Origin of the sequence: Streptococcus parasanguinis, assembly GCF_000963275.1 — a bacterium.
GTDB lineage: Bacteria > Bacillota > Bacilli > Lactobacillales > Streptococcaceae > Streptococcus > Streptococcus parasanguinis_B.
Genome location: NZ_JYOW01000001.1, coordinates 1,435,777 through 1,457,122, shown reverse-complemented (window position 1 = coordinate 1,457,122; position 21,346 = coordinate 1,435,777). Strand labels below are relative to the sequence as shown.

Sequence of the window (21,346 nt, the reverse complement as noted above, 5' to 3'; positions counted from 1 at the left end):
ATGTAGATTTAGAAAGGAGAGGCCATGCAAATTTCCAATGCGGAATGGCGCATCATGAAGATTATCTGGATGGAAGGCAAGCAGACCAGCAGGGATTTGATCGCCGTCTTGTCCGAGCGCTTTGACTGGTCCAAGTCGACCATCAAGACCCTCTTGACGCGCTTGGTAGAAAAGGGGTGCTTGACTAGAGAAAAATCTGGCAAAGCCTTTGTCTACTCGGCTTTGTTGAAGCAGGACCAAAGTTTAGACTTGGTGGTTGAGGATGTGAAGGACAAGGTTTGCTCAAAAAGAATTGTCCAGGTGCTTGAAAACTTGATTCAGGAGAGTGACTTTACGCTTGCAGATCTTAATCAGCTGCAGCAGGTCCTGGAAGAAAAGAAAGCAGAGGCTGTCGAAACAGTCCCTTGCAATTGTATGTAATAGAAAGAAGGAATTTCAATGTTTGGATTGTTAATTAGTATTGTTTGTTTACTTGGGGTTGCTTTTATTGCTTGGTGGTTCTTTGCAGAGCATGAAAAGGTAAGCGACCACGCTCGTCAGAAATCAGGTTATCAAGAAATTGAAGTCGAAGTCATGGGGGGCTATTCGCCTGAAACCATTGTCCTGAAAAAGAATGTTCCAGCCCGGATCATCTTTAATCGCAAGGATCCCTCTTCATGTCTTGACCAAGTGATCTTTCCAGACTTTGGGGTTCATGAAGCTTTGCCTTTAGGTGAAAAACATGTCATTGAAATTACGCCAGAAAAAGCGGGCGAATATGGGTATTCATGTGGAATGAACATGATGCATGGTCACATGATTGTGGAATAAAGGAGTAGGTATGGTAGAAAAACAAAAAGCAGTTGTGGAAAACGGAGTGCAAAAGATCCGTATTACAGCAGAAAAAGGCTATAGTCCAAAGGAATTTCAACTTCAAAAAGGGATCCCTGCTGAAATCACCTTCCATCGGGTCAATCCTTCCGGCTGTTACAAGGAAATTTTGTTTGAAGATCAGGGGATTTTAGAGCCTTTGGAAGTCGGTGTGGATAAGGTGATATCCTTTACCCCGACAGAAACAGGGGACTTCGAGTTTTCATGTGGAATGAAGATGCAAAAGGGTTCCTACACGGTTGTGGAAAAACGCCGTCGTGTCTTAAGTTTACGGGATCGCTTTTGGATTACTAGTATCTTTACTCTTCCCTTATTGATCTTGATGATCGGGATGTGGGCAGGATTTGTATCCCATCAAGTCAGTCGCTGGGGGACTTTTCTAGCGACAACGCCGATCATGTTGGTAGCAGGAGTTCCTTTTATCAAGAGTGCCTGGGCCTCATTTAAGAAGCACCATTCCAATATGGATACCTTGGTAGCTCTGGGAACTCTGGTAGCCTATGTCTATAGTGTATTTGCCCTCTTTACTGGTCAGCCAGTATACTTTGAGGCTGCGGGTTTTATCATCTTCTTTATCCTCTTAGGGCAAGTCTTTGAGGAACGGATGCGTAACAATGCCTCCGAGGCTGTGGAAAAGTTGTTGGATTTGCAGGCAAAAACGGCTCAAGTTCTTCGTGATGGGAACTATGTCGAGGTGGCGGCGGAAGATATCCACATTGGTGATTTGATTCGGGTCCGTCCTGGGGAAAAGATCGCGGTTGATGGGACGATTGTAGAAGGAAGTACGACCATTGATGAGTCGATGGTGACAGGTGAAAGCTTGCCTGTGGAAAAATCAGTTGGTGATGCAGTGATTGGCTCCACTATCAACAGCAATGGGACCATTCTCTTTAAGGCTGAAAAAGTCGGTAGTGAGACCCTCTTATCTCAAATTGTGGACTTTGTCAAAATGGCCCAATCCAGTCGTGCTCCTATTCAAGATCTGACGGATAAGATTTCAGGTATCTTTGTTCCAGTGGTGACGATTTTGGCCATTGCGACTTTCTGGGTTTGGTCCGTGCTTCTGGGCGCGTCGCTTCAAGAGGCCATGCTCTATGCAGTCTCTGTCCTCATTATTGCCTGTCCTTGTGCCCTTGGTTTAGCAACCCCAACAGCTCTGATGGTCGGAACCGGCCGTAGTGCCAAGATGGGGGTTCTGATTAAAAATGGAACAGTTCTTCAAGAAGTGCAAAAGATTCAAACCGTTGTGTTTGATAAGACAGGGACTATTACCATTGGCCAACCACTTGTAACCGATGTTGTAGGAGATGAAGCGCGTGTCTTGACACTGGCTGCTAGTCTTGAAACTTTTTCAGAACATCCCCTAGCGCAAGCGGTCTTATCACGAGCAGAAGAAAAAGGTTTGGTGCTAATCCCTGTGGAAAACTTCCAAGCGATCGAAGGAAAAGGGGTCCAAGGTCAGATCGACCAGCAGTTGGTGACCTTGGGAAATGGCAAACTTCATGACGGGACAGCGATGGATCCGGAGCTTGAAAAACGGATGGTAGAGTTGCAAGAGCAGGCCAAAACAGTGATCAGTTTGTCTGTGGATGGGCAAGTGATAGGCTTGATTGCCATTCAAGATGCTCCGAAGGCCAGCTCAAAAGAAGCGATCAAAAAGCTCAAAGAACGGGGCTTGAAAACGGTCATGTTAACAGGGGATAATGAACGGGTGGCCCAAGCTATTGCTAAGCAAGTGGGCATTGATACCGTGATCGCTGATGTGCTCCCTCAAGAAAAAGCCAGCGCCATCCAAAAACTGCAAGAAAGCAGTAAGGTAGCCTTTGTGGGAGATGGGATCAATGATGCTCCAGCTCTTTCGATCGCCGATGTCGGAATTGCTATGGGATCTGGAACGGATATTGCGATCGAGTCCGGTGGCATCGTGCTCACGCAAAATGATTTGCTTGGAGTTGTGCGCGCCTTTGACATGAGTCAAAAGACCTTCCGTCGCATCTTACTCAATCTCTTCTGGGCCTCTATCTACAATATCCTTGGGATTCCAATTGCTGCTGGAGTCTTTGTAGGACTGGGATTGACCCTCAATCCAGAACTAGCAGGTCTTGCTATGGCCCTTAGTTCTGTGTCTGTTTTGACTAGCTCGCTGCTTCTCAATGTCGCGAAAATAGATTAACGAAAATAAGAAGTGGTACAGAATTCTGTATCACTCTTTTTCTCTTTTCCTTAGAGCGACGAGGGAAAAGAGGGAGTATGAAATTATAGTAAAATACCCTATTGTAGGATAGTTTGTGAAAATTTCTCAAAAAGAGCATCTGTTATGGAATAGGGATTGAGCATCTCTGAGCAGATCCTTATACATGTGAATCTCTTTGTGATAAATTAATACTGTAATCGTTTTGTAAATCGTTTTCATGAGAAAAGTCAGAAAAAACTCATTTTCAAGGCGAGATGATCGCAAAGATGAAGTAGAAGCGCTATGCTGCATTTTAAGGGATCAAAATAGAATTAAAGGAGAGTTAGAATGACTCAAGGGAAAATTACTGCATCTGCAGCAATGCTTAATGTATTGAAAACATGGGGTGTAGATACGATCTACGGTATCCCATCTGGAACACTTAGCTCACTGATGGACGCTTTGGCTGAAGACAAAGATATCCGTTTCTTGCAAGTTCGTCACGAAGAAACTGGTGCTCTTGCAGCGGTTATGCAAGCTAAATTTGGTGGCTCTATCGGGGTTGCAGTTGGTTCAGGTGGACCTGGTGCGACTCACTTGATCAATGGTGTTTACGATGCAGCGATGGATAACACTCCATTCCTTGCTATCCTTGGATCACGTCCAGTTAACGAATTGAACTTGGATGCCTTCCAAGAATTGAACCAAAACCCAATGTACAACGGTATCGCTGTTTACAACAAACGTGTAGCTTACGCAGAACAATTACCAAAAGTAATCGACGAAGCTTGCCGTGCTGCCGTTTCTAAAAAAGGTCCAGCCGTTGTTGAAATTCCAGTAAACTTTGGTTTCCAAGAAATCGACGAAAACTCTTACTACGGATCAGGTTCTTATGAACGTCACTTTATCGCTCCTGCCTTGAACGAAGTGGAAATCGATAAAGCAGTTGAAATTTTGAACAATGCTGAACGCCCAGTGATCTACGCTGGTTTCGGTGGAGTTGGTGCGGGTGATGTGATCACTGAATTGTCTCGTAAAATTAAAGCACCAATCATTACAACTGGTAAAAACTTTGAAGCGTTTGAATGGAACTATGAAGGTTTGACAGGTTCTGCTTACCGTGTTGGTTGGAAACCAGCCAACGAAGTAGTCTTTGAAGCTGACACCGTTCTCTTCTTAGGTTCAAACTTCCCATTTGCTGAAGTTTACGAAGCCTTCAAAAACACTGAAAAATTCATCCAAGTAGATATCGACCCTTACAAACTTGGTAAACGCCATGCCCTTGATGCTTCAATCCTTGGGGATGCTGGTCAAGCAGCACAAGCCATCCTTGATAAAGTAAACCCAGTTGAGTCTACTCCATGGTGGCGTGCAAACGTGAAGAATAACCAAAACTGGCGCGACTACATGAACAAACTCGAAGGTAAAACTGAGGGTGAATTGCAATTGTATCAAGTTTACAATGCTATTAACAAATACGCTGACGAAGATGCTATCTACTCAATCGACGTCGGTGACACTACTCAAACATCTACTCGTCACCTTCACATGACACCTAAGAACATGTGGCGTACATCTCCACTCTTTGCGACAATGGGGATCGCCCTTCCTGGTGGTATTGCTGCTAAGAAAGACAATCCAGATCGCCAAGTATGGAACATCATGGGTGACGGTGCATTCAACATGTGCTACCCAGACGTTATCACAAACGTTCAATACGATCTTCCAGTTATCAACGTTGTCTTCTCAAATGGTAAATATGCCTTCATCAAGGACAAATACGAAGACACAAACAAACACTTGTTTGGTTGTGACTTCCCTAATGCTGACTATGCGAAAATCGCTGAAGCTCAAGGTGCTGTAGGATTCACTGTAAACCGTATCGAAGACATCGACGCAGTCGTTGCTGAAGCTGTTAAATTGAACAAAGAAGGTAAGACAGTTGTCATCGATGCTCGCATCACGCAACACCGTCCACTTCCAGTAGAAGTTCTTGAGTTGGATCCAAAACAACACTCAGAAGAAGCCATCAAAGCCTTCAAGGAAAAATACGAAGCAGAAGAACTCGTACCATTCCGTCTCTTCTTGGAAGAAGAAGGGTTGCAATCACGCGCAATCAAATAATCCTGCTCGTCGAAAATCAAATGTAAATATTGTAGATTATATTCTTTGATTTTGTAGAGAGAAACTTAAAAGATCGGAGCAATCCGGTCTTTTTATGGAGGATAGTAAATGAATTTAAATCAGTTAGATATCATCGTTTCAAATATTCCCCAGGTCTGTGCTGACTTGGAGCATATTTTGGATAAAAAAGCCGATTATGTTGACGACAGTTTTGCTCAGTTCACGATTGGCAGTCACTGTCTCATGTTGTCTCAAAATCATTTGGTTCCTTTGGAAAACTTTCAGTCAGGAATCATTCTTCATATCGAGGTTGAGGATGTAGACCAGAACTACAAACGGTTGAAAGAGCTTGGTATCCAAGTTTTAAACGGTCCAGTTGTAACCGATTGGGGAACCGAAAGCCTGCTAGTTGAAGGCCCAGCTGGTTTAGTGATTGATTTTTATCGTATGAAATAGGTAATTATATTATCAAAAAATTTAAACGTTCTTGGAGTGGAACTTAAAAAGATCGGAGCCATCCGGTCTTTTTATGTTCCCAAGTGTCGGAGTTACCTTAGAATAGTATCAGTTTTTCATAGGATCTTGTAGGATTTTTTGGAAAGAGAAAGGTATAATAGAACTATCAAATCAAGTGAGGTAGAGAGATGACCGACAAACTTCAATTTCCAGATGGTTTCCTTTGGGGTGGTGCGACGGCTGCTAACCAGTGTGAGGGAGCTTATAATGAAGACGGCCGTGGCTTGGCCAATGTGGATGTGGTGCCGATTGGGCCTGATCGGCACGCCATTATTACAGGTCAGAAAAAGATGTTCGATTTTGAAGAGGGCTATTTTTATCCGGCTAAGGATGGCATTGATATGTACCATCGCTACAAGGAAGACATTGCGCTCTTTGGGGAAATGGGCTTTAAAACCTATCGTTTGTCCATTGCCTGGTCTCGGATCTTTCCTAAAGGAGATGAACTAGAGCCGAATGAAGCAGGTCTACAGTTCTATGAAGACCTCTTTAAGGAGTGCCATAAGTATGGCATTGAACCCTTGGTGACCATTACCCACTTTGACTGTCCCATGCATTTGATTACTGAGTATGGAGGTTGGCGTAGTCGCAAGATGTTGGAATGTTATGAACGTCTCTGCCGGACCCTCTTCACTCGCTACAAGGGCTTGGTCAAATACTGGCTAACCTTTAATGAGATCAATATGATCCTCCATGCGCCTTTTATGGGAGCGGGTCTCTGCTTTGAAGAAGGGGAGAATGAGGAGCAAATCAAATACCAGGCGGCTCACCATGAGTTGGTCGCTTCAGCCATTGCCACCAAGCTAGCCCATGAGATTGATCCTAACAATAAGGTCGGCTGTATGCTAGCAGCAGGGCAAAACTATCCGCATACCTGTGCTCCACGAGATGTCTGGGCTGGTCTAGAAGAAGACCGCAAGAACTATTTCTTCATCGATGTGCAGGCGCGTGGGGAATACCCTAACTATGCCAAGAAAGAGTGGGAGCGTCAGGGAATCACGGTCGAGATGACGGAGCAGGACCTGCAATTGTTGAAAGACCATACGGTGGACTTTATTTCCTTCTCCTACTATGCCAGTCGGGTCGCTTCTGGGGATCCAGCTGAAAGGGAGAAAACAGCGGGCAATATCTTTGCCTCTCTGAAGAATCCCTACCTAGAAAGCTCAGAATGGGGTTGGCAGATTGACCCTCTTGGTCTCCGCATTACCCTCAACACCATCTGGGATCGTTATCAAAAGCCTATGTTTATTGTAGAAAATGGACTAGGCGCCGTTGATACCCCAAATGAAGCCGGGGAGATTGAGGATGACTACCGGATTGACTACCTGGCTGCCCATGTCAAGGCCATGCGAGATGCCATTAACGAAGATGGTGTTGTCCTCTGGGGATATACGACTTGGGGCTGTATTGACCTGGTCTCTGCCGGGACTGGAGAAATGAAGAAGCGCTACGGCTTTATCTATGTCGATCGGGACAATGAAGGAAAAGGAACTTTAGCCCGCTCACGTAAGAAATCCTTTTATTGGTACAAAGAAGTCATTGAGACCAATGGGGCTTCTGTTAAATAAAAGTCTTCCCTAGAGCTAAACCATCTTCTGGATGACTCTCTGGCAGCAAACTAAAAAGCTTAGAATTCCAACCACAAGTTGGGGTCCTAAGCTTTTTGTATGTTGTTAAGCCAAGTCATTACGAATTTACTGGTCGTAATCTAAGACATTGTTCTCGATGACAAACTTAGATTCAGCGGAAATGTTGGCTGCTCCTAGTTGCAACTGTGAACTTCCGTCTGGCTTCATGATGTGCCACTGACCGTCCTTGTGGGCAAAGATGGCCTCAAATGTGACGTTATTGCTCTTGTCTCGAATGGGTAGAACAAATGCTTGATCTGTATTCTCTAAAAGGATTTCTTCCTTTTTTTCAAAGTTATAGATATAAAATTGCCCAGTTCTTTGTCCCAAACCATGGACTTCATCGACTTTTTGCCAATTCTCAAACTTATTCCGAACAAGGGATTCATTATAAATCTTGTTGAAGGTTTCGTTCCGTTTCTTCGTTTCTTCCTCGTCTAGTGTTTTCTGAAACTCTGCAACCTTTTTAGTCGTTTGAATGGTTTGTCTGTTTTGCTCCCTGATTTGCTGGCGGTGGATGACTCGCATCATTCTTGCAGCAACGCCCAGGATGACAAGGATGGATACAAGACTGATTTTAGTTTTAGCATTATTTTTCATAGATGAGTCTCCCTATTGTGTCATTGGTCCTATTATACCCTTTGAAAGAAAGGATCGTCAAGTTCATCTTGTGATGACCTAACATGCAGATCTACCTGGGGACAATAGAATTTTATCAGATTTTCATTGACGAAGGTCCCTTTATTTGATAGGCTAGGGGAATAGAACTGATTTCGCAAGAAAAGAAAAAAGGAGCGAGGCAAGTGACACGGATTTTATTAATCGAGGATAATAATGATATCCAAGAAATTTTATACAGTCTCTTAAGTGAAGACCATGAGGTCCTTCAGGCTTTTTCAGGTACAGAAGGGCTGCGGCTCTTCCAGCAAGAAGCTGTTGATTTGGTCCTTCTGGATATCATGCTTCCAGGGAAAAATGGGGACCAGGTCCTTGAGGAAATCCGTTTGCACAGTCAGACACCGGTTATCATGATGACGGCTCTTGGAGACAAACACCTCATTAGCCAGTATCTCCTTGCAGGTGCCAATGATTATATTGTCAAGCCCTTTAATCTGGACGAAGTGGCGGCTCGGGTGACGGTGCAGTTGAGAAATCAACCGACGGTAGCACAGGAAGCTCAATCGTCGCAAAAGCTCTCCTTTAAAAATCTGATCCTGAATCCAGAAACTTTTGAATTGGAGTCCGGAGAACAGACGCTTCGCTTGGGCAAAAAAGAATTTCAAATTTTTGAGACCTTGCTGGCGCATCCAAGGAAGATTTTCACCAAGGAAGAATTGTATGAGGCGGTCTGGGAAGAAGTCTATCTGCCTGGTGACAATACCCTCAATGCCCAACTGAGCAATCTCCGAAAGAAAATTGCCCAGCTTGATCCAGATGAGGACTATATTGAAACGGTCTGGGGCTTGGGTGTTCGCTTGAAAGGAGACAAGTAATGTGGGTTTTAGTTCTAATTCTTGTCGTCCTTGTCCTTTTCTTGGGTTTGGGCTATGCTCGCTTGCTTTCTGCCTTAAAGGATTTGCAGGAGCAGATTCAAAAGAAATTTCAAAGCGGAAGTGGGGTACGGCTGACCTCTCAGCTCTCAAAAAAAGAATTGGTCGCCTTGACCAAGCAGGTCAGTGATCTCTTTGATCAGATCGAGCGGACCAATCGGATTGCCTTTCAAGAGAAAAAGACCTTGGATATGGCCATCAGTAATATTGCTCACGATATTCGGACACCTTTGACCATTGCATCGGGCTATACCCAACAAATCATCAAAGGAGGGACGCAGGAAGAAGAAAAGCTGAAGAAAATTGCTTCCAATCTTCAAGTCGTCTCAAAACGTTTGGAATCTCTCTTGGAATACAGACGCTTGATGGAGGGAGCTATTCAGCCTCGGATTTCAGACGTCGATCTCAGCCAAGTCCTGACCCAGCAGTTGTTCCAGTATTATGACAGCCTGTCTGAGGCGGGGATTGCCTTAGAGGTAGAGCTAGAAGAGCATCTTCATTATGCTACGGATCCAGAGCTCTGGGAGCGCCTCTTGCAAAATATGCTCAGCAATGTCCTCAAGCATGGAAAGGAGCAGGCACGTTTGACCTTGACCTCGGACGTGGACACGATTCGGGTCGAGCTGCGCAATATCGTGCAACAACCGATTCAACACTTAGACCAACTGGCTAGTCGCTTCTACTCTGAGAATTTATCGGACACAGAAGAGTCTTCCGGCTTAGGCCTTTACATCATTCAAAATTTTGTAGAGATCTTAGGGGGAGACTTGCAACTGGCAACGGAGGCAGACTGGTTTGTTTTGACAATTACATTAAAAAATAGGGCTTGACCAATCGTCAAGCCTGTTTGTTATAAATCTTTGTGTTTAAAAGTAGCGAGTCCCAAGAATCCGAAAACAAGGATGAATCCAAGGGCGATTGAGAGGGTGTTGGTCGTTGCTGTGGTGCTCTGTACCAAGGAATATTGGAATTCCAAGTTTATAAAGTGGAAAATGTCAATATCTTTGAAGAAGAGCGCAGGCAGGCTTAAGAAGATATTTCCAATGAAGTAGCCAACGAAGGCCAAGGTGATGGATTGGCTGGCGTAGAGGAGGAAGGAAATGATGCTGACCCAAGCCAAGGTGCAGAGGAACTGAATCAGAATAGTCAGTCCAAAATGAGCCAAGAAGTGATCTGGCATGGTGCCAAGTCCATTGTAGAAGGTCGCGATCAAGAAGACGAGACCATAAGAAACGAGAAATTGGAAGAGAGCAATGGTCAGGACAACAGCACTTTTGGCAAAGTAGTAGCTGGTGCGAGAAACGCCATAGGCCAGACTATTCTTGTATAAGTTTTGCGTTAAGTCTGTTCCCAGGACCAAGGTGATGACAATAATGGTAAAGAGGATGGTCACACTGATGCTGGAAGAGTAGTTGGTCAAAGCTTTAAAGCCTGTCCAAACTTCGGTCGCTTGGGGCAATTTGGATTCCGTATTGACGCCGACGTGGCCAGTAGCTCCAAAGATGACTCCAGACAGGATGTTGAGAACGAGAATGGCTTCTGTAATCCAAAAACCTTTGGAGCGAAAAAGTCTGTAAAAATCTGCTTGAATGGTATGCAACATGATAAATCTCCTAAATGAAATATGTGGGATAGGTAATAGAGGAAGACGGTGATTGGACTAGTCTACCAAGTCCGTAAAGAATTTTTCCAGATCTTGGCGGGCATAGTAGATTTCGTCCACATCAATATCCGCTTGAACGAGGGCTTTGACAATGACTTTAATATCATGAGTCTGTCCGAAGATATGGATTTCTCCATCCTTATCGATGACCTTGATACGGTGATGGAGTTGATCCTGAATCAGTTGACTCGCAAGGGCTAGCTGGCTAGTCTTGAGGATGATGTAATCTTCTCCTTGCTCTTCGAATTCAGCCTTGCTAATTTCTTTGATCAGGCGTCCTTGGTCGACAATACCAAAGCGGTTGGCAACCAGATAAAGTTCAGAGAGGATGTGACTGGAAATGAGGATGGTCATGCCGAGTTCATCGTTGAGGCGCTTGATCATCTGACGGAATTCCTTGATTCCGACAGGATCGAGACCATTGATGGGTTCGTCTAGAATGAGGAAGTCGGGCTTGGCAATGAGCGCAATTGCAATTCCCAACCGTTGTTTCATCCCCAGTGAAAAATCGCGGAATTTCTTCTTACCCGTATTATTCAGGCCAACATAGTTCAAGGTTTCTTTGATGACCTGGTCGGGATTGGGAATATGGCGAGCCTTGCAATAGTAGACCAGGTTTTGATAGGCGGTCATATGCTTGTGAGCCACGGGACTTTCAATGACAGATCCAACCCGTTTCAAGGCTTGGGTCCACTGGGAGCGATTTGTAGAAGCAAAGAGAGAGACGCTTCCGTCAGTTTCTTGAATCAGCTGGGTGATGATCTTGATGAGGGTGGTTTTCCCAGCCCCGTTCTTACCGATCAGGCCATAAACGTCGCCTTTGCGAATGGTGAGATTCACATCATTTAAGGCGTATTGTTGACCAAATTTTTTACTCAAATGGGAAATTTCTAATACTTTTTCCATGGTTTTCTCCTTCGTCCAAATGACTAGTTGTTTTCTTTACACTCTTAGTATACAGCTTGCTTTTCAAATAACTATCAAGCAATTCTCAAATATTTCTAAAAAAACGACTAACTTTTAAAAAGTTAGCCGTGACTTTAAGACTAAGTTTTCCTAGAGGCTTTCCTTAGGTGAGTACGGACGTCAGCGAACTTCAAAGAAGTTCCATGACTAATTAAGATACAGAGGGCGTCTGCGGATAAAGTCAAAATAGGAAGTTTGACGCGGAATCTTTTGATTCTAGGAGAACTTATCTTTTTGACACAATCCGCAGCCCGAGTTCAATTCGTTTTGAGCCCCTTCCCTTTTCAATTTTTAGGCTCAGGCTAAAACAGTTCCCCAAACTGTTTTACTCTCAAAACTCCCGAGTGCCTGAAACAATTGTGTTTCAGGCACTTTTCTCACGGCGGAAAGCCTCAAGAAATTCATGCATAACTTTAAAAATAAACATTTCTTTAAAGTTCTTGATTTTTTAAGTTATGTAACATGAAAAAATACTTTATCTACATTAAGAGGAACTGTTTTTTAAGCTAGCCTCTTCATTTTAAAATTCAGCGACAAACTCCTTGATGGCTTGCGCGAGTTCATAGGGTTTCTCGGTATTGAGTAGATGGCCTCCGTCTGCGATTTCTTGATAGCGGCCTTTTGGCAGGAGATTGGCCAATTTTTTAGAAGAAGATTGATTGGCCCAATCTTTGCTACCACAAATCACCAAGCTAGGGAGAGGGCAAGCTTTAACGGTATCGGTTAAATTGAGCCCTTTTAATTCCGTCAAGATTTGAAGCATCTGTTGTTTATTGGCATCTTGTTTTTCAAAGACATGCTTGGGAAGCAGACGAAAAAGGAGAATCTGGAGCCGATAGAGGGGATTGGTGTTGAGTTTGTATTGATTTCCCGCAAGGACCAAGCCCTTGAGTTGCGGGAAGTCTTGTCTGGAGAGATCAAGAGCAAGCACACCACCTAGTGAAAGTCCTACCAGAATAAAGGGTTCGCTCTCTTGCTGGAGGCGCTCCATCAACCTTTCTTTGACTTCCTGATAGCTTTCTTTTGGATGGGAGAAAATATCAAAAGTTTTGGAGTGCAAGGGTGAAAGTGCAAATTGGACTCCTTGCCAAGAGAGGACATCTTGCCCTAGTCCATGTAAAAAAATCAGTTTCATCAGGAATCCTTTCTTTGAAAATCGAGTTCGTAGAGACCACGAAGAGCATTGCAGGCATAAATACGATCGGCGTCTATTAAATCGTTCAGAGTTAAGAGTTTTTCTTCAACCTGCTGGGTCTCAAGAAGATGGCGCCGATAAATGCCATCGAGTAAGGGGAGGTGAGCTGGTGGGGTATAGAGTTGTCCCTCTATCTCCAGCACCAGATTGCCAATCGTCGTCTCTAGCAAGCTTCCGTCTGGCAGATGAAAAATTTGCTCGTGATCTGACTGGCCTAGATGGTCTCTCTGACTCGTTTTGAAATAAGTAAATGGCGTCGCTAAATCAAGCTTCTGCTCGGTCAGTTGGGCCTGTAGATAGCTAGCTGGCAAGTCTGTCAGCTCGGTGATCGTCAGCTGGAAGCTTCCGTTTTTCTGCAAGGCAATGCGACAACGGTAGTCAAGGCTAGGATCCAAATGAGTGAGCTCTTCTTGAAGGTCGTTCAGAAGTTTGGGTTCATCATAAGGATAGGCAAAGTAGCGACTAGCCTCTCTCAAACGGGTTAGGTGTTGCTCCAGGAAGGTCAGCTCTCCTTTGTGGATGCGGCCAGTCGTCAAAAGCTCAAAGCGAGGCTCTTGACGGTAGAGAACAGCAGACTTTTGCTTGGTTTCCTGGTATTCACTTTCCCATTTACTGTCCCAAGTGATGCCTCCTCCCACACCATAGATGGCTTGATTACCTTGCATTTGAAGGGTCCGGATGGCTACATTAAAAATCCGTTTCCCTTTTGGAAGAAGGATGCCGATCGTTCCACAGTAGATACCTCGAGGAGCCTTCTCTGTCTTGTGGATGATTTCCATAGTGGAGATCTTCGGTGCTCCTGTAATCGAGCCACAAGGAAAGAGAGCTCGGAAGGTTTGGACCAGGTCGACTTCGGGGCGTAAGCGGCTTTCAATGGTCGAGGTCATCTGCCAAACGGTGGAGTATTGCTCGACTTGGCAAAGACGGGTTACCTGCTCACTTCCAATCTCCGAAATCCGATTCATGTCATTGCGGAGGAGGTCGACGATCATCATGTTTTCTGCTCGATTTTTCGGGTCGGCTTCTAGCCAAGCAGCCTCTTGAAGATCCTCTTGGTTGGTGAGACCACGGTGCGTCGTTCCTTTCATGGGGCGCGTGGTCAGTAGCCGGTCGTCTTGCTCAAAAAAGAGCTCAGGACTGATGGAGAGGATAGAGACATCATCGTGCTGGATGAAGGCATTGTAATGGGCCTTTTGCTCTACCACTAAGCGATTGTAGATGGCCAAAGGATCTGCTTTTAGCTCTTGAGAAAGCTGGACAGTGTAGTTGACCTGGTAGGTATCTCCCTGGCGAATATGGTGATGGATCGTCTTGATGGCTTCTTGATAAGCAGGCGCCTCTACCTCTTCCTTCCAATTGGCTGGAAGATCCACAGCTTCATAGTCCTCTGGAAAAGGAAGGGTTTCGACCTTCTCGTGGATAGTAAAATAGAGGAGATACTCTCCCATAAGAGGTGCTGGATGGACAGCAAACTTCTTCTCAAAAGCAGGAGCAGCCTCATAGCTGACATAGCCAACAGCATAAAAGCCTTGCTCCTGGTAGGCTTCGACTTCTCTAAGAAGATCCTCTACCTGGTCGAGGTTTCTAGTTTTTAATTCCTTTATGGGCTTGGTGAAAAGGTATCGCAATCCAAGCTCTTTAAAATCAATAATGGTTTGTTTATGCATGCTTTGAGTATATCAAAAATAGAGGAAAAAAGGTAGATAAGGATGTAAGATTCCTTGCTTGGCCTTCCCTTTCATGCTAAAATAACCATAGAAACTGCTTTGGGCAAGGAGTAGGACTATGCAAAAGAATCCCCTCTATAACACCTCTAGTATCAGCTTTTTTCAATACCTCTTTGCGATTGCAGTGATTTTGGTGCATAGTGGTCGCTTGACCTCTTATGAGCCACTGCATTTTGGTCTCAAGAGTATGCTCGGCCGGCTAGCGGTGCCATTTTTTATCGTCTGTGCCAGCTTTTTCCTCAAACACTCCCTAGGGAATTCTAAGAAAATGAAGGCCTAACTGGTCAAAATCGTAAAAAACTATTTGTTTTGGAGTTTCGTTTACCTCCCTTATGCCTGGCTCTTTTTCTCTAGTCTCCATCTTCCTGTTTATCTCTTTCCAGCAGGAATCTTGATTGCTCTGGTCTACTTGGGAATGTGCTACCAACTCTGGTATATTCCTGCTTTTTTGCTGGGCTTGTTTTTGCTCAATCAATTGGTCAAACGCCTAGGTATGGTTTGGACGGGGTTGATCACCTTTCTTCTTTACTGCTGGGGCTTGATCGAGACCTATTCGGCTTATCTGGATACCACAAGTCTTCTCAAAGGCTACCAGCTCTACAGCAATTTATTTTTCACAGCGCGAAATGGTCTCTTTTATACGCCTGTTTTTATCTTTATGGGTTATTATCTGTATGATCATTTTTATGATCAAACCTTTAGGGTTCACCGTTGGCAAAAAGTGGCCCTTTCCTTTGGACTATTCTGTTTAGAAGGCCTCATCATTTTTCAACATGAAGGAATCGATAAGAACTTTTTCTTGCTCCTTCCCTTTGTGACGGTCTATTTGGTCAATGCTTGTCTGCAATCATCCTTTTTGAAAGGCTATGATTTGCAGTACTTAAAGCAGATGAGTATGGCCCTTTACTTTTCGCATCCGATCTTTATTGAGTTGGCTCGCTACGGGTTTAGAACTCTTCCGCTTTCTTATCCAGACAGGGGCAAGCTGATTTTTGTGACTGCCTTGTTTGGTAGTCACCTTTTTGGACTAGCTATGCTGTGGGTACGAGAGAGAAGGGAAAAACAAAAGATTCCTTCAAATGGTGAAGAGTTAGATAAAATAATCAACCAATAGTAGGGTGTACAAAACTCAAGCAGTTGTGTTTGAGTTTTTTTGTAATAAAAAAATTAAGGAGAGATAAGAATTAGTAGGTCTATTCCCTCGTTTATAGATGTTTTATTTTCTTGCACTTGGATAAAAGAAAGGGGAAAACACTACCAGATAGTGACTTATAATATAGACATTGTTGCAAAATATGTCTATATTAAACAAATATTAAAACTTGATTTTATAAAGAAGAGAATTTAGAAATTCTATATGATAAAATAGGAGTGAAAGCCTATTCGTCTGGGCTGACAATAAATAAAGGAGACACAAAATGAAGAAGATGAGTTCATTATGGAAAATCTTCCTTAAAAAAGGATTTGCCATTTTAACGATTCTCATGATGCTAGGTCAAATTGGGCAAGGAGCTATTACAGCTTTTGCGAACGAGCTAGCGGTCGGAGATAATGGGGCTCTGGATGTCACTCTCTTATATGGGGACAAACAAGACCATCCAAGTGGCATGTCCTATTATACAGGTGACACCATGTCTGGTTACATCCAGATTACCCCTAAGAATTTGACAACGGATATTAATGAGGTAACGGTTACCTTGAATGTCCCTGGGAAGTACCTACGAGAAGTTAGTATTCCTGACTTCAATAGTGCTTCAGAGCATGATAAACCAACGGTTACAAAAGTTGGAGATGATTATCAAGTCACACTTCACTTTAACAATTACCAAAAGTCAGAAGTCCTAACTCTGCCATTTATTGGAAAATTTAATATTGGTTATGCACCAACAAATTATTCATTGGATATTACGGGGACCCTGAATATCAATGGGCAAGAAACAGCGCTCAATGATATCATTTGGAAGCCTAAGTACAACGATTATCGTTTCACCAAGTACATCAACCAAAACTTGAACGAAGCCATGTCTAAGGACTATGCGGAAGCAATGCCAGGTATTGTCAAAGGTGCGGATGGAAAGAACTATATTGAAACACCAACTTCTGTCCCATTTGCCTTCCAATTGGACGGAATGCGTGGTCAATACGGTGGTCAATACCGTCAGTTAGAATCAGCAACGATCACTGATAAGTTACCAACCTATACAGATAAGAGTGGGAAGACTCGCACAGCTGTTCTCGATACAGCCAAGTCTGAAGGCTGGGTAGACAATGGAGATGGTACCGTTACGAAGACGTTCAAGGCGGATGCAAACGACAATCCAGCAGCTTATCACCAAGAATTTATGACCAAAATCAAGGATACAAGTTACCTCTACTTGAAATTCCCTGATTTGGTCTTAGAAAAAGACCAAACCCTCAAGGACGTTCTTAGCAAGGATTTGACCAATACTGGGAGCATCGTAGGAATTCCTGCCAACCGTGGAGAGGGAGAACCAGATATTACAGCGGAAGATTCCCTTATTTTCCGTTTGACTTCACGTGACCTTGAAGGGGCTGGAAGCTTTGCCAAACGGGCGGATGGGGATGTTTATGACTCAACCGAATACAAGTCTGCCAATTATAAATGGTACCTAAATTTCGCCAACAATACCCCTTCACCGCAGAAGAATTTTGTCTTTTACGATGAGACTGTGGACCCTCGCTTGAAGTTTACCAGGATCGATTATAGTCGCCTGATGGAAGGAAACTATGGGATTGGGAAACAAATCCATACCATTGTCAAACGAATTATCTTGACCATGGAGGATGGTAGCACCAAAGAAATCCAGTCAGAAGCAGATAAAGATGGAAACGGTCTAATTGATTTGACCAAGTATGGAACGGTTGTCGGCTGGCGGATGGAAATGAAGGATGATTTTGTCCTTCAATCTGGTCAAGGAATTCGCCTCAATACCTATACAAGCTTTAAGGATCCAGAAAAGACTCGTTACGATGAAAACGATGCGACCAAAAATGTCTACAAGAATACAGGCCGTGTGACTTATAAAACACAGTCAAACGTTGCCAAAGATCAGTCAGCAGATTGGAGCTTTAAGCTGATTCCTATGAAGGAAAGCTTTGAAATTGCAAAAACGACTGATTACAATGATGTTCGCTATACTGATGGACAAAATATTCGTTTTGGTTTGATGGCAACCAAAGTAGTTTTAGATCCTGATAAGAATTATGGAGACCTACGGATTATTGATCTTTATGATCCGAATACCCTTAAAGTCGATTTTAAAGATTTTGAGAGAAACCTTGCCTCTAGTGAAAAAGGTATGAAATTCCTTAAGAGCTACGAGGTCATTGAAAATTACCACAATTCAGGTCGAACCGCTATTGTGATGCATTTGGACCAAAAAGAGTTTATTAAAGCTTCTCTTATGGATCTTAATCGTGTGCGTTTACCGTTTATCGTAGCCGATTTAAAAGGAAAAGATGACGGTGGAATCTTCACCAATAAAGTATATGTGGCAGGAGACGGAATCCACGATCTTGAAAATGCCAACCCTGATCGAGTTACCGAAGATGTCTATGACTTAAACGGGAATGGATCAACAACCGATAAGATTCCTTATGCTCAATCAAATTATACGATTGTCGCAGCAGAAGGGATCTATGCTCGCAAATACATTGCTAAAAATGATGATCTATCCGATGCATCTACTGTTACTCGTACCTTCAAACCTGGTGAAACCTTTAACTACAAGATCACCATTAAAAACAATACAGACAAGCCAGTCGAAGACGGAGTTGTTTACGATGCTCTACCAAAAGTACACGATGTCAATACCCTAGATGGGTCAAATCGTTTGACGGAATATACGGTTAGTCTTCGTGGACCTATAGCTGCCCCTGAAGGTTGGACAGTCTACTACACGACAGATCCTAGTGTCACAAGTGACACCATGGAGCAGGCTGCAGATAAGGATATCTGGACGACAGCTGTAGCAGATTACAGTCAAGTGACGGGTATCAAGTTTGTGGCGGATAAAGGAACGACGATCCCAGCCCGTAGTGAAGCAAACTTTGGTGTCCCAGTTGTTAACCCAACTGAGTTGACAAACGACGTCAAAGACTTGATGCAAAAACATACCAAAGATAACGAAGACAACGGTGGACGTTCCGGTGTAGTCCAAGCCCATAACCAATTTGGATACAAGGCTAAAGGCCACGAAGGAAACCGTGAGTCCAATACCGTAACAGCACAAATCTTCTCAGCAGCTTTCCAAGTCAAGAAAGTCGATAAGGACAATCCGAAGAAAGTCCTTGAAGGTGCTGAATTTACCTTAACAGATGCAAATGGAGCTGTTGTTGCGACGGCAACTTCTGATAAGAATGGAGAACTTTCCTTTAACACCTTAACAGAAGGAACCTATACGCTCAAAGAAACACAAGCACCTGCAAATTACAAGTTGGATGAAACAGATCATGTAGTGGTTGTGACCTATGATGCAGACAAGCAAATCTACCACGTCACGGTGGATGGAAAAGCTGTCGGCTCAAAAGCTCTTCCTCTAGAAATCGCGAATGAAGCAGATATCAAGTATATCGATCTTGAAGCTTCAAAAGTTTGGGATGACCAAGACAACCAAGAAGGGCTTCGCCCAGAAAGTGTCGAATTCCAACTCTATAAGAATGGAAAAGCGCAAGGAAAACCAGTCACGGTCTCAGCTGCAACAGACTGGAAAGCTCACTTTACGAACCTTCCAGATAAAGACAGCAATAGCAAGCTCAATACCTATACGGTCAAAGAAGTGAAAGTACCAACTCATTATACAGTTGATACAGAAGAAGCCAGCTTCACAGATGGGAAAGCAACCATCACTAACAAGCGCACTCCTGAGACAACGACAGTTACTGTCAAGAAAATCTGGAATGATGCACAAAACCAAGACGGTCTTCGCCCATCTACCATCAAAGTTCATCTCTTGGCAAATGGAACAGAGGTGCAAGCTCTTGATCTGACTGGTGAAGGAGATGAATGGACTCATACCTTCTCAGATCTACCAGTCTATAAAGATGGTCAAAAAGTTGTCTACACAGTGACTGAGGACAAAGTGGATAATTACACCACTAAGATTGATGGAACGACGATCACCAATAGCTACAAACCTGGTAAGACAAGCCTCACCGTTACCAAAAACTGGGAAGATGCCAATAACCAAGATGGCCTCCGTCCAAAAACAATCAAGGTTCAATTGTATGCTGGTGATCAAAAGGTTGGTAAGGCTGTTGAATTGTCAGCAGATAACAAATGGACCCATACCTTCTCAAACCTAGATGAGAAGAAAGCTGGCCAAGTTATCAACTATACAGTCAAAGAAATCGATGTTCCAGAAGGCTACACACAAGCCGTCGAAGCAAGCAATCCAGGTCAAGTAGTCGTGACCAACACGCACGAACCAGAAAAGACCAAAGTAGAAGTGAGCAAGAAGTGGGAAGATGGAGACGACCAAGATGGTCTCCGTCCAGCCAGCATTCAAGTTCAATTATACAAAGATGGTCTTGCGACGGATCAAGTGGTAGAACTTTCAGCCGCGAATGACTGGAAAGGTGCATTTGAAAACCTTGATACCAAGGCAGCCGGAAAAGCAATTGCATATACAGTCAAAGAAGTAACTGTCCCAGATGGTTACAAGGTGACGGTAAATGATAAGGACAAGGCCAATGTTGTCTTGACCAATACGCATGAACCAGCTTTGACAGAGATGAAAGTCACGAAGAAATGGGAAGATGCCAACAACCAAGATGGTCTTCGTCCAAAATCCATTAAGGTTCAACTCTATGCTGGTGATGAAAAAGTAGGAGATCCAGTGGAGTTGTCAGCGGACAATCAATGGACTCATACCTTTAGCAAATTAGCTGAAAAGAAAGCTGGTCAAGCTATCAGCTACCGTGTGGAAGAAGTCGCTGTTCCTGAAGGCTACCAAGTCACTGCTGATACCTCTGATGCTGCTCACACGATCTTGACCAATACGCATACGCCAGCGGTGATCGATATTCCAGTGACCAAGATTTGGAATGACCAAGACAATCAAGATGGTCTTCGTCCAGCAAGTATCGTGGTGAACCTTCTTGCCAATGGTGAAAAAGTTGCTCAAAAAGAACTCACCAATGCGACAGATTGGAAAGAAAGCTTCACAGGTCTACCAAAATTCAAGGATGGAAAAGAAATCGTCTATACTCTTCAAGAAGAGAAGGTAGCTGAATATACGACTACAATTGATCAGGCTGCTTATACCATTACCAATACCCATGCACCTGGTAAGACAAGCGTCACGGTCACTAAGAAGTGGGATGATGAGAATGACAAGGATGGAATTCGTCCGAAGAGTATTCGCGTTCAACTCTATGCCAATGATCAAAAAGTCGGTCAAGAAGTAGAATTGTCAGCTGAAAACAAGTGGACCCATACCTTTGCAGATTTAGATGAAAAAGCAAATGGAAACACCATCACTTATACAGTGAGAGAAGTCAGTGTTCCAAAGGGCTATGAAGCTCGTAACGACGAGGATGGTAAAGGAAATGTTGTGATTACTAACAAGCATGTTCCAAAAGAAACTCCAAAACAACCAACTCCTCCAAGTTCTTCTGAACCAAAGAAACCGGGTCAACCTGAACCTAAAAAACCAAGCCAACCAGAGCCGAAGAAACCAGGCAAGATCTTAGGATTCTTACCAAATACAGGTACGACCATCTCTATTATTAGCCTAGTTTTAGCCTTTGTCTTGGCAAGCATTGCAGCTTATATTTTGAAGAAAAAGAAAAAATAAGCTAGTGCTTCCTTTATAAAATGAAACAAACACCAGAGATGGTGTTTGTTCATATTAAAGACAAAGTCATCTTAGAAACTTTCCATAGGTGAGTGCGGACGTCAGCGAACTTCGAA

The 21,346-nt window shown here is 43.6% G+C and carries 16 protein-coding genes; 11 read left to right on the top strand and 5 right to left on the bottom strand.

Features of this window, described 5'->3' with window-relative positions; all coding sequences use genetic code 11:
* Window positions 1-24 precede the first annotated feature (24 nt).
* The 6 genes from TZ97_RS07055 (at window position 25) to TZ97_RS07030 (ending at window position 7,251) form a co-directional block, all read left to right on the top strand.
* Window positions 25-420: a CopY/TcrY family copper transport repressor gene (locus TZ97_RS07055; protein ID WP_045759854.1), complete on the top strand. Its 396-nt coding sequence runs from the start codon at window positions 25-27 to the stop codon at window positions 418-420.
* 18 nt (window positions 421-438) lie between these two features.
* Window positions 439-810, top strand: coding sequence for a cupredoxin domain-containing protein (locus TZ97_RS07050; RefSeq protein ID WP_023919099.1), 372 nt, complete (start codon window positions 439-441; stop codon window positions 808-810).
* A 10-nt stretch (window positions 811-820) separates the two neighbouring features.
* The gene (locus TZ97_RS07045) at window positions 821-3,043 is read left to right on the top strand and encodes a heavy metal translocating P-type ATPase (RefSeq protein ID WP_045759853.1); all 2,223 of its coding nucleotides are present in this window, start codon (window positions 821-823) and stop codon (window positions 3,041-3,043) included.
* A 348-nt stretch (window positions 3,044-3,391) separates the two neighbouring features.
* Window positions 3,392-5,167, top strand: coding sequence for a pyruvate oxidase (gene spxB / locus TZ97_RS07040; RefSeq protein WP_003008742.1), 1,776 nt, complete (start codon window positions 3,392-3,394; stop codon window positions 5,165-5,167).
* 108 nt (window positions 5,168-5,275) lie between these two features.
* The gene (locus tag TZ97_RS07035; protein WP_003008740.1) at window positions 5,276-5,623 is read left to right on the top strand and encodes a VOC family protein; all 348 of its coding nucleotides are present in this window, start codon (window positions 5,276-5,278) and stop codon (window positions 5,621-5,623) included.
* Window positions 5,624-5,811: 188 nt separating this feature from the next.
* Window positions 5,812-7,251 (top strand): 6-phospho-beta-glucosidase, encoded by a 1,440-nt coding sequence (locus TZ97_RS07030; protein ID WP_024055192.1) that lies wholly within the window; start codon window positions 5,812-5,814, stop codon window positions 7,249-7,251.
* Window positions 7,252-7,377: 126 nt separating this feature from the next.
* On the opposite strand, the gene TZ97_RS07025 is transcribed toward TZ97_RS07030, so the two are convergent.
* Window positions 7,378-7,911, bottom strand: a complete 534-nt coding sequence (locus TZ97_RS07025; RefSeq protein ID WP_024055193.1) for a hypothetical protein — start codon at window positions 7,909-7,911, stop codon at window positions 7,378-7,380.
* 203 nt (window positions 7,912-8,114) lie between these two features.
* Here TZ97_RS07025 and TZ97_RS07020 point away from each other — a divergent pair, with 203 nt between their 5' ends.
* Window positions 8,115-8,804, top strand: a complete 690-nt coding sequence (locus tag TZ97_RS07020) for a response regulator transcription factor (RefSeq protein WP_045759852.1) — start codon at window positions 8,115-8,117, stop codon at window positions 8,802-8,804.
* Window positions 8,804-9,691: a sensor histidine kinase gene (locus TZ97_RS07015; protein WP_045759851.1), complete on the top strand. Its 888-nt coding sequence runs from the start codon at window positions 8,804-8,806 to the stop codon at window positions 9,689-9,691. Before TZ97_RS07020 ends, TZ97_RS07015 begins: the two co-directional genes overlap by 1 nt.
* Window positions 9,692-9,711: 20 nt before the next feature.
* Here the strand turns inward: TZ97_RS07015 and TZ97_RS07010 are convergent, their stop codons facing one another.
* The 4 genes from TZ97_RS07010 to pabB form a co-directional block, all read right to left on the bottom strand.
* Window positions 9,712-10,464, bottom strand: a complete 753-nt coding sequence (locus tag TZ97_RS07010; RefSeq protein ID WP_045759850.1) for an ABC transporter permease — start codon at window positions 10,462-10,464, stop codon at window positions 9,712-9,714.
* A 57-nt stretch (window positions 10,465-10,521) separates the two neighbouring features.
* A complete protein-coding gene (locus TZ97_RS07005; RefSeq protein ID WP_031574611.1) occupies window positions 10,522-11,430 on the bottom strand; it encodes an ABC transporter ATP-binding protein in 909 nt (302 codons plus the stop codon).
* A 580-nt stretch (window positions 11,431-12,010) separates the two neighbouring features.
* Window positions 12,011-12,625, bottom strand: coding sequence for an alpha/beta fold hydrolase (locus TZ97_RS07000; RefSeq protein WP_031574607.1), 615 nt, complete (start codon window positions 12,623-12,625; stop codon window positions 12,011-12,013).
* Window positions 12,625-14,352, bottom strand: a complete 1,728-nt coding sequence (pabB, locus tag TZ97_RS06995) for an aminodeoxychorismate synthase component I (protein WP_045759849.1) — start codon at window positions 14,350-14,352, stop codon at window positions 12,625-12,627. The genes TZ97_RS07000 and pabB overlap by 1 nt, the downstream gene beginning before the upstream one ends.
* Window positions 14,353-14,470: 118 nt before the next feature.
* Between pabB and TZ97_RS10925 the strand changes: the two genes are divergently transcribed.
* From TZ97_RS10925 to TZ97_RS06985, 3 genes are all read left to right on the top strand, one after another.
* Complete coding sequence (locus TZ97_RS10925) at window positions 14,471-14,692, top strand: hypothetical protein (RefSeq protein ID WP_229289725.1); 222 nt, start codon at window positions 14,471-14,473, stop codon at window positions 14,690-14,692.
* Entirely contained in the window at window positions 14,693-15,526 is an 834-nt protein-coding gene (locus TZ97_RS06990) for an acyltransferase family protein (RefSeq protein WP_327083385.1), read from the top strand. It begins immediately after the preceding gene.
* Between the two features lie 304 nt (window positions 15,527-15,830).
* Window positions 15,831-21,230 (top strand): Cna B-type domain-containing protein, encoded by a 5,400-nt coding sequence (locus tag TZ97_RS06985; RefSeq protein WP_045759848.1) that lies wholly within the window; start codon window positions 15,831-15,833, stop codon window positions 21,228-21,230.
* Window positions 21,231-21,346: the final 116 nt, after the last annotated feature.

Coding starts and splice junctions, on each gene's coding strand:
- TZ97_RS07045 (WP_045759853.1), top strand. CDS start 821: ATGGTAGAAAAACAAAAAGCAGTTGTGGAAAACGGAGTGCAAAAGATC.
- TZ97_RS07005 (WP_031574611.1), bottom strand. CDS start 11,430: ATGGAAAAAGTATTAGAAATTTCCCATTTGAGTAAAAAATTTGGTCAA.
- pabB (WP_045759849.1), bottom strand. CDS start 14,352: ATGCATAAACAAACCATTATTGATTTTAAAGAGCTTGGATTGCGATAC.
- TZ97_RS07050 (WP_023919099.1), top strand. CDS start 439: ATGTTTGGATTGTTAATTAGTATTGTTTGTTTACTTGGGGTTGCTTTT.
- TZ97_RS07000 (WP_031574607.1), bottom strand. CDS start 12,625: ATGAAACTGATTTTTTTACATGGACTAGGGCAAGATGTCCTCTCTTGG.
- TZ97_RS07030 (WP_024055192.1), top strand. CDS start 5,812: ATGACCGACAAACTTCAATTTCCAGATGGTTTCCTTTGGGGTGGTGCG.
- spxB (WP_003008742.1), top strand. CDS start 3,392: ATGACTCAAGGGAAAATTACTGCATCTGCAGCAATGCTTAATGTATTG.
- TZ97_RS07015 (WP_045759851.1), top strand. CDS start 8,804: ATGTGGGTTTTAGTTCTAATTCTTGTCGTCCTTGTCCTTTTCTTGGGT.
- TZ97_RS07025 (WP_024055193.1), bottom strand. CDS start 7,911: ATGAAAAATAATGCTAAAACTAAAATCAGTCTTGTATCCATCCTTGTC.
- TZ97_RS07055 (WP_045759854.1), top strand. CDS start 25: ATGCAAATTTCCAATGCGGAATGGCGCATCATGAAGATTATCTGGATG.
- TZ97_RS07010 (WP_045759850.1), bottom strand. CDS start 10,464: ATGTTGCATACCATTCAAGCAGATTTTTACAGACTTTTTCGCTCCAAA.
- TZ97_RS06985 (WP_045759848.1), top strand. CDS start 15,831: ATGAAGAAGATGAGTTCATTATGGAAAATCTTCCTTAAAAAAGGATTT.
- TZ97_RS07035 (WP_003008740.1), top strand. CDS start 5,276: ATGAATTTAAATCAGTTAGATATCATCGTTTCAAATATTCCCCAGGTC.
- TZ97_RS10925 (WP_229289725.1), top strand. CDS start 14,471: ATGCAAAAGAATCCCCTCTATAACACCTCTAGTATCAGCTTTTTTCAA.